Raw genomic sequence first — 13,948 nt, 5'->3', positions numbered from 1 at the left:
ATTCTCTTATTCTTTCTTAGAATTATCATTGTCGGTATCATCTTTAAAATTGAACGTTGGTTCATTTTGTTGATGATTGATCGTATACGATTCGTCCGGCTGATCATCCTGAATATTGTCATTATAATTCATTTGCTCGGAATTGAAAACCGAATTTTGGTCATTTTCATAATCTTGTTGATTATTTGTGGAGTCAGTTTGATAGTTCTGGTTCAAATCTGGTTGTGTTTGGTCGCCGACTTCTTGTTTAAGTTTGTCAGTAGATGTACTGTCATTAAGCTTTGACCACTCTGGATTATCAACCATATCTAACTGTTGCTTCAACATTCCTTGTAAGCCTTGACGGAACGAATTGACACTGCGCTTTAAGTTATCAGTTTCAATTGTCACTTGACGAGCCCGTTCAGACGCATCTTGTAAGATTTGATTAGACTTTTCAGTTGATTGATTCAACAAGTCGCGAGCTTTTTTCTGTGATTCTTCAACAATAATTTGTGCTTCTTGCTCAGACTCATTTTTAACTTTTTCAGCTGCTTCTTGGGCAACTAAAATTGATTGATTTAAAGCATCTTTCATATCAGTAAAGTATTTTAACTTTTCTGAAGTTTCTTTAAGTTCTTTTTCTAATTGAGCATTTTTTTGCAATGCTAAATTATAGTCTTGAGCTGCTTGTTTCAAAAAGCTGTCAACTTGGTCGCGGTCATAGCCTCGAAATTTACTATCAAATTCTTTATCATGTATTTCTACTGGTGATAATACCATAACGTCACGCCCCTACTATTTCTTAATGATGTTAACTGAAAGAAGATATTTATTATTCTTCGATCTGCCCATAATATCATTAATTCTAATTCGGCCATAGCCTCTGACACTCAGTGTATCAGTAATTGTAATAAATGAGCTAGCATTTTTATTCACAACCCAATTAATCTGGACTTTGCCATGATCGACTAACGCTTTTGCACTCTGTCGTGACAAATCGTATACATCAGCAATGATCGTATCCAATCGCAACGACTGAACGGTGATCGTCTCATCCGTTGATTCATCTCTCGGTAAAAGCAAATCATTGAAACTCTTCTCGATCAAATGAATCTTATATGGTCCAATTTTTTTAACTTGGTCTTCAATGTAATCACTCATTGAGTCGAAAACAAAAAATTGCCAATTTTCGCCATCGGTAATAATGTCTCCAAAACGGTCACGTTCAACGCCTGATCCCGTTAAGGAGCCTAATATTTGACCGTGATGTAAATTAGCAAATTTTTCTGGATAACGAATCTCATACATTGTGATCCCATAATCCGATTCTTTAGGTACAAAATAGTCAGGAGCAATAATTCCCCTGACCCGTTCTGCACCGTCATAACCACCAAAATAATTGACGAATAAATCGTCATATTTATTGATCAAGTTATTTAAAATCGTCTGTTCACGCAGATTCAAAAAATCAGTGAGTTGTGGAGTGTACATTGTTTGAGCTTTTAACAAAATATCACTTATTTTATCAATGAATGTTTTCTCTTCCGGTCGGAAAAAACCTCCACCAATGATTGTTTTTTTATCATCCATATTTAGATTATTAAAAATATCGCTTTCTGCAATAATTGAATTACGATAAGTGCAATTATTGGAGAGAAATCAAGAAAGCCTATACTTGTAGGTATAATTTTTCTGATTAAGTTCAAGAATGGTGCTACCATCGCCACGATAAACCTTCCAAATGCAGAATTGTATAGTGACGGTATAAAAGACAACAGACAGTATACAAAAATTATAAATTCATACAATTGAAAAGCCATACTAATAACAAAGGGCAAGCCATTTAAAATTTGACTCATATCTTTCCTCGACTTTATTCGTTTATGTCTGGTATGCTTCCATCGATTTCAAACTTAGGTGGTGTACAAAGAAAGATTTTTTCTCCAACACGTTTAATTTCGCCATTTAAGGCAAAGATAGTACCAGTTAAAAAGTCTACGATTCTCTTTGATTGTGCATCATTGACATTATTAAAATTAACAATTACAGCTTTATTATTCAAAAGTTGTTTGGCAATAACTTTTGCATCTGAGTAAACTCTTGGTTGATAAATCGCAATTTTACTACTTGCTTTAGTTCTTGCTTCGCTAGCTGTACTCATTGATACTACCTTTTCATTATTTGAATAATTTGATTTAGGTTGTTCAGTATTTGTTTGACCGACAGCCTTGTCTTCAAAGTCATCGTCATCATTAATACCAAAAAAACTGCCTAATTTGTCAAATGCCATAAGAAAATCTCCTTTTATTTATTATTACGACGTTTAAAAATTGGAGGAGTTGAATCATCATCGTCATCGCTTAAATCAATTGTTTCTGGTTTTTGGAAGATTTCAAAATCGCCCTTTTCACCAGAAGTATTCTTTGACTTAGATGCTTCACGATTGATGTCCCAATCGGCCAATGGATCATTAGAAGGTTGTTGCGCAGGCTTTGGTTGACTTGTAGCATTATCGTCAGCCTTGTTCTTATTGTTATCTAAAGTTGCACGAGGGTTGTTTAGTGGACGTCTTGAAGGTTCGCATTTCTTACTTTCTTCAGTCTCAACACCTGTTGCAATAACAGTAACTTTAACTTGGTCACCCAAAGTATCATCGATTGAAGTACCGAAGATAATATTAACATCAGATGTAGCTTGTTCGGAAACAATTTGCGCTGCATCTTGAGCTTCGAAGAGTGACAAGTCTGGTCCACCAGTAATATTAAGAAGTACTTGTTTAGCACCGTCAATTGAAACTTCAAGTAATGGTGATGAAATAGCCTTCTTAGTAGCTTCAGTAATTCTGTTTTCGCCGTTAGCTTGACCAATACCCATTAGAGCTGAACCTTGATCTGACATAACAGTCTTAACATCAGCAAAGTCCAAGTTAACAAAGCCAGGTGATGTGATCAAATCAGAAATACTTTGGACACCTTGACGTAAAACATCATCAGCAATACTGAATGCTTCACTCATTGGTGTCTTCTTATCAACGATTTCAAGTAATTTACTATTTGAAATTAAAACTAATGTATCGACATCTTTTTTCAATTCAGTAATACCATCAGCAGCAAAGCGTGAACGTTTAGCACCTTCAAAGGCAAATGGACGTGTCACAACACCAACCGTTAGGGCACCACTTTCTTTAGCAATATTAGCAACGATAGGAGCAGCACCTGTACCAGTACCACCACCCATTCCGGCTGTTACGAAGATCATATCAGCGCCTTCAAGGGCTTCTTTAATGGCTTCTTCACTTTCTTGAGCAGCTTTTTGTCCAACCTCAGGATTTGAACCGGCACCTAGACCACGTGTCAATTTAGGTCCTAACTGAATTTTTGTTTCAGCATTTGAGTTTTCTAGAGCTTGAACATCAGTATTGGCGGTAATAAATTGCACGCCTTTAATTCCTGCTTCTACCATTCGATTGACAGCGTTACCACCGGCACCACCGACACCGATAACTTTGATTACCGCTCCCTTATTTTGGGTAGAGTCTAAAGTATATTCCATTAAGGAGTTCCTCCTATTTAAATCATTTATTATTTATTGTTAATCAAAAAATTTGCTCCAAAAGTCCTTGAATTTCGACATTTTCTTACCTTTTTCAGGCTTGGCAGTCTCTTCTTCGGTTGGTTGGTCCTCTTGATTTAGGTTCATTGGTTCAGGTTGTTCTCTTTGTGGCTGTGGTTGTGGATCCGTTGCAACTTGAGGTTGTGGTCGACTGCCGCGGTCAACGGTTGCACCATTGACAACATTGTCAGCAATCACTCCAATATCATTTAATCGTGAAGCATAAGTTACCAAACCAAGTCCCAACGAATATGATGGATAACGCATACCCATCTGGGTTGGAACATAGCTTCGTACTTTGACATCAAAAATCTTTCTAGCCAAATCTTCCACATTAGGCGTTGCAGCAACTCCACCAGTCAAAACAATTCCGCCTGGTAAAGATAATGCGCCTGCATCTTCTAATGGTGCTTGTAATCTAGTAAAGACTTGATTGAGTCGTGCTTCAATAATTTCAGCCAAATATTCTTCTGAAATCATCGTTGGTTCACTCTTACCGACAACCTCAACACTGATATTTTCATCAGTTGCTGACTTGTCAGCAGAAGCGTTACCGTAATAAAGTTTCAATTGATTGGCGTTTTCCACCGTTGTATTCAATACAACGGAGATATCATGCGTTACATAATCCCCGCCTTCAAAATCAACTGTTGATAATTTCAAATTGTGATCATGCACAACTGAAGCGGTCGTTTGACCCGCTCCCATATCAATAATTACAGCACCAAAGTCACTTTCGCCGTCATTTAAAACGACTTGACTTAACGCCATTGGAGAAATAACTTTATGAATAATGTTTAGGCCAGCCTTTTGGATAGCCTTTTTCGTATTATGTACGATTGTTTTTGGTGCCGTGTACAAAATACCTGACATCTCTAGTCGAACGCCAATCATACCGCGAGGATCACGGATATTATTAAAGCCATCAACAGAAAATTGCTTAGGTATTAGAGAAACAACTTCTCTCTCACTAGGTAAGTTTTGCACCATAGCAGCCAGCATAACTTGTCTGACATCATTTTCATTGATTTCTTTTGATTGAGATCCGACCGCAATCATACCTTGACATTTCTCAATTTGTAACATGTTAGCCGATATACCGACTACAACGTCACGAATGGAGATATTTGCTTGTGTTTCGGCCTTCTTAATTGCACGTTTGATAGCGTTCGCCGCTTTGTCTATGTCGACTATAACGCCACGGCTTACGCCTTCAGATCGTTCGCTTCCTACGCCGACGATGCTTAATCTATCATCAGACGATTCAGCAACCACTACTTTTATCGAATTTGTGCCAATATCAAGACCTACAAAAAATTCAGAATTGTCCATTAATCGTGGCAGCCTCCCTTACCTAGAAAAATCTATTCACTAAAAAATTTTAACACAAAAATGATTATATTAAACCTATTTCTTGCCTTTAAAGGGATAAGAATAGGCTCCAATCTCCAAATCTATAACGCCCTTCTTTTTCATTTGAGCGGCCATCCCTGGATAATATTTCAATTTGGACTTGACAGTTCGCATGTCTGCAACCACTTTATTACCATCATTCATATCAATTTTGATGCGATATGGATTTAATTTTGTCGGTGAATTGTAAAACTCAGACACATTTGTCTTAACGCTACTAGGTAACTTAGCGTATATGTTCGACATCTGTTTCAAGCGACTAGCACTGAAACCACTGTAAGTCGGATAATTGCCAATTGGCGAACTCATTTTTTGCTTGAGCACTTGACCGTTATTGATTATCCGATAGTAACCACCATTTTTATAAATGTACCCAAGTGTCGGACGTTCTTCCACATGAATTGTTAAGTCACGTAAATTATGTGTTCGAAACGAAATAGATTTAATAGATGGTAATTTTTTCTCAGTTTTTTCGGCAATTGAACCGTGATGCAATAAAACGTTCAGCAGTGTTGAATTATCGTCGATCTTCGTTGCGTCGATAACTTGTTGCGCACCAAGATCATTGACACCTTTAACATTGATATTTCGAACCTTACTCAATGACGAACCAAAATAAGCAATCAATATTATGACAAAAACTATTATAAAAATCAGACTATTTTTACTTATTCTAATCCTTTTCTTCAACACTCTTAATCCTCATATATCACTTATTTACTAAGTCTGTTAAAACTTTTATCAAGCGATCAGCGGCGTCTGGAACACCAATATTCTTGGACTTTTCAGACATTTCTGCCTGAACGCTGTTATCGCTCATGATTTCATTAACTGCTTTGAATAATGAATCAGAAGTAAGTTCAGCTTCAGGTATCAATTTAGCTGCTCCGACCTTGGCAACGGACATAGCATTTTTCGTTTGATGATCATGCGTTACGTAAGGGCTTGGTACGAAGATTGCTGGAATACCTAATGCTGTAATCTCCGCAATACTTGTTGCGCCGCTACGACCGACGATCAATTTAATGTCAGGTAAAATTTCTGGCATATTATCAATATATGGTAATACTGCAATATTTGCACTCTTTAAATACTTTGAATCGATTAATTTAACAACATTGTCATAATGTACCCGTCCTGTAACAAACAAAACTTGATAATCGGCCGCTACAAAACGGTCCATTGTTTCAATTGTCGCTTGATTAATCGGCTTAGCACCACGAGAACCACCAAAAATCATCACGGTATCTTTATCTGCTGCCAAATCAAATTCTTTAAGTCGATCATTCTTTTGAATATCGACAACTTCTTGAGCACGTGGATTACCAGTGAAAACAATCTTCTTCTTTTCACTAAATTGATCCGTTGCTTCAGTAAAAGCCACCGCAATTTTATCAACAAAATGACCTAAGAATTTATTCGTTACACCAGCAATGGTGTTTTGTTCATGAATTACGGTTGGAATGTGCATCGTATGAGCAGCATACACAACTGCACTGGAAACATATCCACCAGTACCAATGACGATATCAGGCTTAAATTCTTTTATGATCTTACGGGATTTTCGAATACTAGATAGGAATAATTGAACTGTTTTGATGTTATCCAATGATAGGCTACGTTTAAAACCTTGAATTTCAATTGTTTTAAAGTTCAAGCCTGCATTCTTAACAATTTTACTCTCTAAGCCTTTTTCAGTACCGACATAAAGAACATCATCAATCAAGTCACGTTCCTTGAGACGCTTAATTAGGGCCATTGCAGGATAGATATGGCCTCCAGTACCACCACCGGAGACGATTATGCGCATTTTTGTCATTTATTCTACTTCTCCCTTTAATGTTTCGACCTCTTTAATAAATTGGTCGCCGCGTTCTTCAAAGGTATGGAATTGATCCCAACTAGCAGCAGCTGGTGAAAGTAAGATAACATCGCCAGCATTACTTTGCTTATAAGCTTCTGGTACAGCTTCGGTTAGGTTGTTGACTTTGACAATATTGCCAACGCCAGCTTTTTCAGCTGATTCAATCAATTTATCAGCTGTTTGTCCATAAACAACCATGTTATGAACCTTACCTTCGAGTGATGGAATTAATTCATCAAAACCATTACCACGATCCAGCCCACCAGCAACTAAAGTGATTGGAGCCTTAAAAGCTGTCAAAGCCACGATTGTAGCTTCAACATTGGTTGCTTTAGAATCATTATAGAATTTATGTCCACCAAATGTATCGACATATTGGATTCTATGCTTGACACCTCTAAATGATGATAAGACTTCAATGATATCTTCATTCTTAACATCAAATAATTTGGCAACACTGATTGCTGCTAGTGCATTTTGTACATTATGTTCACCAGGGATTTTAATCTCATCGGCAGTCATGATTTTTTCACCGTTACAGTAAAGAACATCATCTTTGACGTAAGCACCCTGGTCTAATTCTTGATTGTCTGAAAATGGCAAAATCTTTGCTTGTGATTGTTTAGCTAAATCACGCCACTCTTCAGTATTGTAATTGATAACAAAGTAATCATCAGGAGTTTGATTCTTAGTAATGTGCATCTTAGCCTTAATGTAATTAGGACGGGTCTTATGAAAATCCAAGTGTGTTGAATAAATATTATTTAACACAGCCACATGTGGATGTAAGTCGATAGTTCCTTGAAGTTGGAAACTTGATAATTCAGTCACAACGACGTCATCTTTAGTAGCCTTTTGAATTACGTCAGAAATAGGAATCCCAATATTTCCGGCATAGTAAGAATTTTGGAACTTAGGTGAGTGCTTCAACATTAATTGAATTAAAGTTGTCACAGTTGTTTTACCGTTTGTACCTGTAACGCCAACCATTGTAGCGTCGGCAAAACTATAAGCAATCTCAGGTTCTGTGATAACTGGAATCTTCAACTTTTCAGCTTGTTGAATCAATTCGTTGGAATAAAATATTCCAGGATTTTTAACAAGGTAATCGAATGATTCATCAATCAAACTAGCATCGTTACTACCAGTAATTACGTTAAAGCCGGCATCAATCAATGCTTGTGCTTCGGTATTTCCTTCTAAAGGATTTGAGTCAACAACTGTGACATCAGAACCCATTTTTTTCAAAAGTTTGGCGACGGCAAAACCACTCTTGGCTAAGCCTAATACTAAGATTTTTTTATTTGAATAATTACTCTCTGTTTTCATTGCTATCATTTACTTCCTATACGAATAAAATTAAATAAATTGCTGAACAAATAGCACCAACAATCCAAAAGACAATGTCAATTTTCCATTCAGTCCAACCCATCATTTCAAAATGATGGTGAATTGGTGTCATCTTAAAAATTCGACGATGGAAAACTTTGAATGAAAAGACTTGTAACATAACACTCATTGTTTCAACTACATACACGAAACCAATCAACAATAGTGACCAGTAACGACCAAGTAAGATTGAAATAGCGGCAAGTCCAGCACCAAGTGCTAGTGAACCAACATCCCCCATAAAAATCTTGGCTGGCTTGTGGTTAAAAATCAAGAATGCTAACAAAGCACCGACAACTGAGAAACAGACAATTGCTAAATCAAAACGATTTTGATTCAACGAAATGATTCCGTAAGTAGCATAAGAAATTGTTCCTAAACCACCTAACAATCCATCCAAGCCATCAGTTAAGTTAGTCGCATTTGAAAATCCAACGAGCCAGAATAATGTAAACAATACGAAAATCACGGCAGAGTTAATTGATAATAGCCCTGGAATCGTGAAATTCATTGGAAATTGGTCGCCGTTATATACGTATAAGAACAAGATACCGACAACAATTTGTAACAATGCTTTTTGATAAGCACGTAAACCTAAATTACGTTTCTTAAAAACTTTGATGAAATCATCAATAAAACCAATACAACCGTACAAAACAATAACAAAAGTTGTGATCAATAGTGAGTGTGTTAATTGACCTTGCCAAATACCGACCCAAATATCAGTGATCAATGTGGCAATGATAATTAATAGCCCACCCATTGTTGGTGTTCCTGATTTCTTTTCGTGCCACTTTGGACCCTCTTCGCGAATAGACTGTCCTTCTTTGTGTGCAACCAAGTAACCAATCAAAAATGGCATAAAGATGGCCACGATTGCAAAAGAGCTAATTATATCGAAAACAATATGACTAAATTCCATGAAAATCCCCTTAATTATTTATTTTTCAATGTAACTATAATTTTACCACTCCCATTTATCACCTGACCAGACTTGACCGATTGTTTAACGACATATCCGTCACCTTTTGTGGTAACTTGCTTGCCAGTTATTTCAGCAAACTTCAAAACATCGTTTTTTGACCATCCAGTTAAATCAGGCATTGTCATCGCACCATTGGTTAGCAAGACAATTCTTTGATCAGGCATGACCTTTTCACCACTAGCTGGCAATTGTTGAACTACCTTGTTACCAGTACCGATGACACCGGATTGTAAGTTGAGGTCTTTGATCTTTGTGAGCGAGTCGTTAGTAGATTTATCCAATAGACTCGGAATGCTGACATACTGACTGCCAGCTTCAGTAGCTTTGGTAGGAGACTTACCTTGATTGACTAATCTCTTAACTAACGGATTGAAAACTTCTGAAAGAATCTTTTCGGGAGCCTCCGTCATTTTTTGTGGTTGTCTCATCGTTACATAGACAATGTAATTAGGATTATTATATGGAATCATCCCAGCAACTGAGAAAATATAATTATTGGAACCTGTTAAATAACCACCTGCTGGTGAAGCAATTTGAGCAGTACCAGTTTTAACTCCAACCTTTACTCCAGGGACATTATAAACCATACCAGTACCATAATTCTTCGTAACGACTTCACGCATTGCCTTTTGAACTTCCTTGGCAGTGCTGGCTTTAATTGGCTGACCAACGACTTTACGTTTATAAGTTTTCGTCGTCTTACCAGTATTTGGATCAACAACTTTCTTGATAATTTGTGGCTTGATCATCTTTCCGCCATTAGCAATTGCTGAAAATGCCTGTAACATTTGAATCGTGTTTACATTGACACTTTGACCAAATGAAGTCATTGCTTGATCACTCAAATGTTCATAGGAAATACTTCCGGCCACTTCGCCAGGCAATTCAATACCCGTTTTATCACCGATATGGAACTTTTTCATATATTGCATCCAAGTCTTAGGTCCCATTTGTTCTTCAAGCTTGACCATCCCGACATTGGAAGATCTGGTGAATGCTTCAGATAGTGGAATGTAACCCCAACCAGCTGTGTTCCAATCACCAATCGTCCGACCGCCGACTTCAACTGTTCCTGATTTATACAATTCGTCGGGATTATAATTACCTGAATCAATAGAGGCTGACAATGTCAAAATTTTCATAACTGAACCGGGTTCAAATTGATCTTCAACCAGCGTATCACGCCAACTAGTATCCAGACCCTTACCCGTTGTAGGATTAAAGGTTGGGCGTTGTGTGGCCGCTTCAATCGCTCCTGTCTTGGCATTCATAACTAAGATCTGTAAATCTTTTGGTTCATATTTCTCATCGATCGATTGAGCTAAAATTTCAGTATATTGTTGAATTTTACTGTTGAGAGTCAAATAAACATTTGAACCATCAGCTGAACTTTTTTCAATCACTTGCGAATCAGGCAATTCGTTACCGCTATTATCGACCTTCGTAATTTTCTTACCATCACGTCCGGCCAAAATTTTGTTGAAATACTTTTCAATACCCATCACACCACTAATATTACTATTTTGATCATTAGCATTATTAGCTTGTGTGAAGCCAACTAAGTTTGTAGCGAAAACACCATTCGGATATGATCTTGAAGGCAACTCCACAAAATGAATTCCTGGTAATTTTTTAGCAGCAATCTTTCGTTTAATTTCAATTGATAAGCCACGACCAGATGGACCAAATTCAACTTGATACTGGTCTTTATTTTTAGGTGATAAATACTGACGTAATTGTTTAGCTGACAATGGTAGATATTTACTCAAAATTCGGGCAGTCTTTTCCCGATCAACTACATAATCTGCCTTACCATCCGTTGTCTTCGACTTTTTAGAAACAATCGCATAAATATTATAAATCGTCGAATCGCCGGCAATCATATCACCGTTAACATCTAAAATATCGCCACGTTTAGCATTAACTTTATTAACATGTTCATATTTTTGTTTTGTTCTTTGTTCCAAATTTACGCCATCATATTGCTTACTCATTGAGATATAAGCAAATCTTTGGATAAAAAGGATAAAAGAAAAGGCAGTCGCAATCAAAATTACCATACCAACAATATAATGATTGCGTCTTGCCTTATTTTTAAATAATTTTCTGAACTTACTCATTTCGAAATGTTCCTTACATTGTTGTCACTCATTTTCAAATTATGCTTTTTTGCAAAAGAAGAAAAACGATCAAAACTGGTTAATTCAGAAATCTCTTGTCTTAAATTAACGTTGCTTGTATTTGTTTTGGCTACTTGCGTCGTGAGACTATCCAATTTATTTTGAGAAGAAGTCATCGAAACTTTAATACTAACCAAGGCAATCATTAACGCCAAGGTCAATAAGCCTAAGCCCACAATTGAAAAACTTTCAAATTTGGACAGGGCAACACTATGGGTTTGTGGAGCCGCTTGAACTTTCGGTTCAGGTTGGGCTGCAGTTTGATAATCTTGTAAGTTTCTAGCAGTACTTTCTTCTCTCATATTCTTAATTCTCCATTATATCTTTTCAACAACACGTAATTTGGCACTGTGTGCCCGATTATTTTCAGATAATTCTTCAGTGTTAGGCAATATAGGCTTGCGAGTTATTTGTTTTAGGACAGGTTTAATATCGTCCGGAATAACTGGAAGTCCTCTTGGTAAATCGACATGGGAATTGTCTTTAAAAATATGTTTAACGATACGATCTTCTTTGGATTGAAAAGTTATAACGCTGATTCTACCCTTAGGGGCTAGTAGATCAATTGCTTGTTCAAGCGATCTCTCAAGTGAACCCAATTCATCATTAACAGCAATTCTTATTGCTTGGAAAACACGTTTTGCAGGGTGACCACCAGTACGTCTTGCAGCAGCAGGAATAGCATTCTTAATAATATCAGCTAATTCCAATGTTGAAGTGATTCGGTGATCTTCTCTTGTTCTTTCAATGGCACGTGCAATTTGTTTAGCAAATTTTTCATCACTGTACTTATAAAAAATGCCGACTAATTCACTGTACGTCCAATCATTAACAATTTTTTCTGCATCAAGAGCTTGTCTTTGATCCATCCGCATATCTAACCGTGCTTCTTTTTTATAACTAAAGCCACGAACAGCATCATCGAATTGAGGTGATGAAACACCTAAGTCATAAACAATGCCATCGACTTTCTCTACTCCAAGTTCGTTCAAACGTTCTTGCATATTCTCAAAATTGTCACGTATTAATGTTAACGAATTATCGCCAATTATTTTGGCGTCATTTTGAATACTTTCACCGACCTCAATAGCAGCTTCATCACGATCAAACACATAAAGATGACTATTGTGTACTCGACTCAAGAGTTCTTTGGTGTGTCCACCACGTCCAAAGGTAGCGTCTACATAAATTCCATTATCATGGGGATTTACTTCATCAATAGTTTCTTTTAATAATACTGTTTTATGTTGATATACATTAGAAGTCAAAGTCTGTCATTTTCTCCGATATTTCTTCAAAATTATCTTCAGCCTCTTGGCTAAATTTATTCCAGCGTTCCTCATCCCAGATTTCAATCCGGTCAGAAACACCGACAATTACACAATTTTTAGTTAGTTTAGCAAAACCGACTAACGAAGACGAAATATTGATTCGCCCCTGTTTGTCAAATTCTACCTCTGCCGCAGCAGAATAAAAGAACCGAGTAAATGCTCGCGCATCCTTTTTAGTCAAAGGTAACTTATCCAGTTGTGCCTCCAACTTATCCCATTGTTCAAGGGGATAACCAAAAAGACAACCATCCATGCCTCGGGTGATTACGAAGCTATCACCAAGCAACTTTCTAAACTTAGCAGGCACGATTATTCGGCCTTTAGTATCAAGTGTGTGATGAAATTCACCCATAAACAAGGACAGTTCACCTCGATTCTTTAACACTTCCTAATTTACCACAATTCCCCACTTTTAACCACACGATATTTGACAATCAGTCAATTAATGTGAAAGCAGTTACTAATTATACAGTTCAGGCGGTGGGGGATTTTTCCATATTTCGAAATAGGCGCTTACAAATATTGCATATTTCGGCTTTGTGAAGTAACATTTCACTATACATGAATTAGGTGGTGGAAGCTTTGGACGATAAAAAACCTAAAAGCACTTTGACTAAAATTACACAAGTGGTCGTTTGGTTAATGATCTTAGTAACAATCGGCGGTGTGATTTTAGGTGCCGTAATGAGTTTTATCTAATCTGATAAGATGTTTGGCACTCTGAATTGGTTAAAAATTCAGGGTGTTTTTATTATGCCGCCTCAGGGAGAAAACGTTGTACCCTGCTGTGAGGACCGCTTCGAGCCAAAATACGGTCTCGAAGCTCGATTTTGAGCTTCGCAAAGTTCGCGAATCTCAAAATTCGTCCTGTGCTGTAAGAACGAGAAAACCGCTCGTCCTAACACCACTGCTGGGTCAACGTTTTCTCCCTGAGACTAGTTTAACTATTTTCTTGTAGACTATTTGTCTAGCTAAATACAGTTGACTTTTTCAAATAAAATACAACACAAAAAAAGGTCAGACAATTTCGAAAATATCGGATTTGTCTGACCTTTTTTTAATTAATTTCATTATCAAAGTATTGATATAAAGCAATCAAGTTAAATTAATTAGCTATTTCATAATCAAAATAATTAATTAACCTAGTATCTGGATGCAAGAAATTTGGTAGCAGATCGAGTAGGAGGTAACT

At 36.9% G+C, this 13,948-nt stretch carries 15 protein-coding genes; 1 reads left to right on the top strand and 14 read right to left on the bottom strand.

Annotated features, from left to right (window positions below; translation table 11 throughout):
* Window positions 1-6 precede the first annotated feature (6 nt).
* The 14 genes from FD31_RS01765 to mraZ all read right to left on the bottom strand — a co-directional run bounded on the left by FD31_RS01765 (window position 7) and on the right by mraZ (window position 13,114).
* Window positions 7-762: a DivIVA domain-containing protein gene (locus FD31_RS01765; protein ID WP_057891055.1), complete on the bottom strand. Its 756-nt coding sequence runs from the start codon at window positions 760-762 to the stop codon at window positions 7-9.
* Window positions 763-777: 15 nt separating this feature from the next.
* The gene (locus FD31_RS01760; protein WP_057891054.1) at window positions 778-1,572 is read right to left on the bottom strand and encodes a YlmH family RNA-binding protein; all 795 of its coding nucleotides are present in this window, start codon (window positions 1,570-1,572) and stop codon (window positions 778-780) included.
* Window positions 1,573-1,574: 2 nt separating this feature from the next.
* Entirely contained in the window at window positions 1,575-1,802 is a 228-nt protein-coding gene (locus FD31_RS01755; RefSeq protein ID WP_235805319.1) for a YggT family protein, read from the bottom strand.
* A gap of 53 nt (window positions 1,803-1,855) precedes the next feature.
* Window positions 1,856-2,272 carry a cell division protein SepF gene (locus FD31_RS01750; RefSeq protein ID WP_057891052.1) on the bottom strand — a complete coding sequence of 139 codons (417 nt, stop codon included), beginning with the start codon at window positions 2,270-2,272 and terminating at the stop codon, window positions 1,856-1,858.
* Between the two features lie 14 nt (window positions 2,273-2,286).
* Window positions 2,287-3,534, bottom strand: a complete 1,248-nt coding sequence (ftsZ, locus tag FD31_RS01745) for a cell division protein FtsZ (RefSeq protein WP_057891051.1) — start codon at window positions 3,532-3,534, stop codon at window positions 2,287-2,289.
* A 39-nt stretch (window positions 3,535-3,573) separates the two neighbouring features.
* Complete coding sequence (ftsA, locus tag FD31_RS01740; protein WP_057891050.1) at window positions 3,574-4,926, bottom strand: cell division protein FtsA; 1,353 nt, start codon at window positions 4,924-4,926, stop codon at window positions 3,574-3,576.
* A gap of 75 nt (window positions 4,927-5,001) precedes the next feature.
* Window positions 5,002-5,697, bottom strand: coding sequence for a cell division protein FtsQ/DivIB (locus tag FD31_RS01735; RefSeq protein WP_162258530.1), 696 nt, complete (start codon window positions 5,695-5,697; stop codon window positions 5,002-5,004).
* A gap of 19 nt (window positions 5,698-5,716) precedes the next feature.
* Window positions 5,717-6,817, bottom strand: a complete 1,101-nt coding sequence (gene murG, locus FD31_RS01730) for an undecaprenyldiphospho-muramoylpentapeptide beta-N-acetylglucosaminyltransferase (protein WP_057891158.1) — start codon at window positions 6,815-6,817, stop codon at window positions 5,717-5,719.
* A 9-nt stretch (window positions 6,818-6,826) separates the two neighbouring features.
* On the bottom strand, window positions 6,827-8,200 hold the full coding sequence (gene murD / locus FD31_RS01725; protein WP_057891048.1) for a UDP-N-acetylmuramoyl-L-alanine--D-glutamate ligase: 1,374 nt from the start codon (window positions 8,198-8,200) through the stop codon (window positions 6,827-6,829).
* Between the two features lie 16 nt (window positions 8,201-8,216).
* The gene (gene mraY / locus FD31_RS01720; RefSeq protein ID WP_057891047.1) at window positions 8,217-9,182 is read right to left on the bottom strand and encodes a phospho-N-acetylmuramoyl-pentapeptide-transferase; all 966 of its coding nucleotides are present in this window, start codon (window positions 9,180-9,182) and stop codon (window positions 8,217-8,219) included.
* Window positions 9,183-9,196: 14 nt separating this feature from the next.
* Window positions 9,197-11,365, bottom strand: coding sequence for a penicillin-binding transpeptidase domain-containing protein (locus FD31_RS01715; protein WP_057891046.1), 2,169 nt, complete (start codon window positions 11,363-11,365; stop codon window positions 9,197-9,199).
* Window positions 11,362-11,727, bottom strand: coding sequence for a cell division protein FtsL (gene ftsL, locus FD31_RS01710; protein WP_057891045.1), 366 nt, complete (start codon window positions 11,725-11,727; stop codon window positions 11,362-11,364). Before ftsL ends, FD31_RS01715 begins: the two co-directional genes overlap by 4 nt.
* Before the next feature lie 15 nt (window positions 11,728-11,742).
* Window positions 11,743-12,693 carry a 16S rRNA (cytosine(1402)-N(4))-methyltransferase RsmH gene (rsmH, locus tag FD31_RS01705; RefSeq protein WP_057891044.1) on the bottom strand — a complete coding sequence of 317 codons (951 nt, stop codon included), beginning with the start codon at window positions 12,691-12,693 and terminating at the stop codon, window positions 11,743-11,745.
* On the bottom strand, window positions 12,683-13,114 hold the full coding sequence (mraZ, locus tag FD31_RS01700) for a division/cell wall cluster transcriptional repressor MraZ (RefSeq protein ID WP_057891043.1): 432 nt from the start codon (window positions 13,112-13,114) through the stop codon (window positions 12,683-12,685). Before mraZ ends, rsmH begins: the two co-directional genes overlap by 11 nt.
* Before the next feature lie 215 nt (window positions 13,115-13,329).
* On the opposite strand from mraZ, the gene FD31_RS13850 reads away from it, so the two are divergent.
* Window positions 13,330-13,455 carry a DUF4044 domain-containing protein gene (locus tag FD31_RS13850; RefSeq protein ID WP_371862658.1) on the top strand — a complete coding sequence of 42 codons (126 nt, stop codon included), beginning with the start codon at window positions 13,330-13,332 and terminating at the stop codon, window positions 13,453-13,455.
* Window positions 13,456-13,948 lie beyond the last annotated feature (493 nt).

The organism is Companilactobacillus nantensis DSM 16982 (assembly GCF_001435815.1).
Taxonomy (GTDB): Bacteria; Bacillota; Bacilli; order Lactobacillales; family Lactobacillaceae; genus Companilactobacillus; species Companilactobacillus nantensis.
This window is presented reverse-complemented; position numbering and strand designations above follow the sequence as displayed.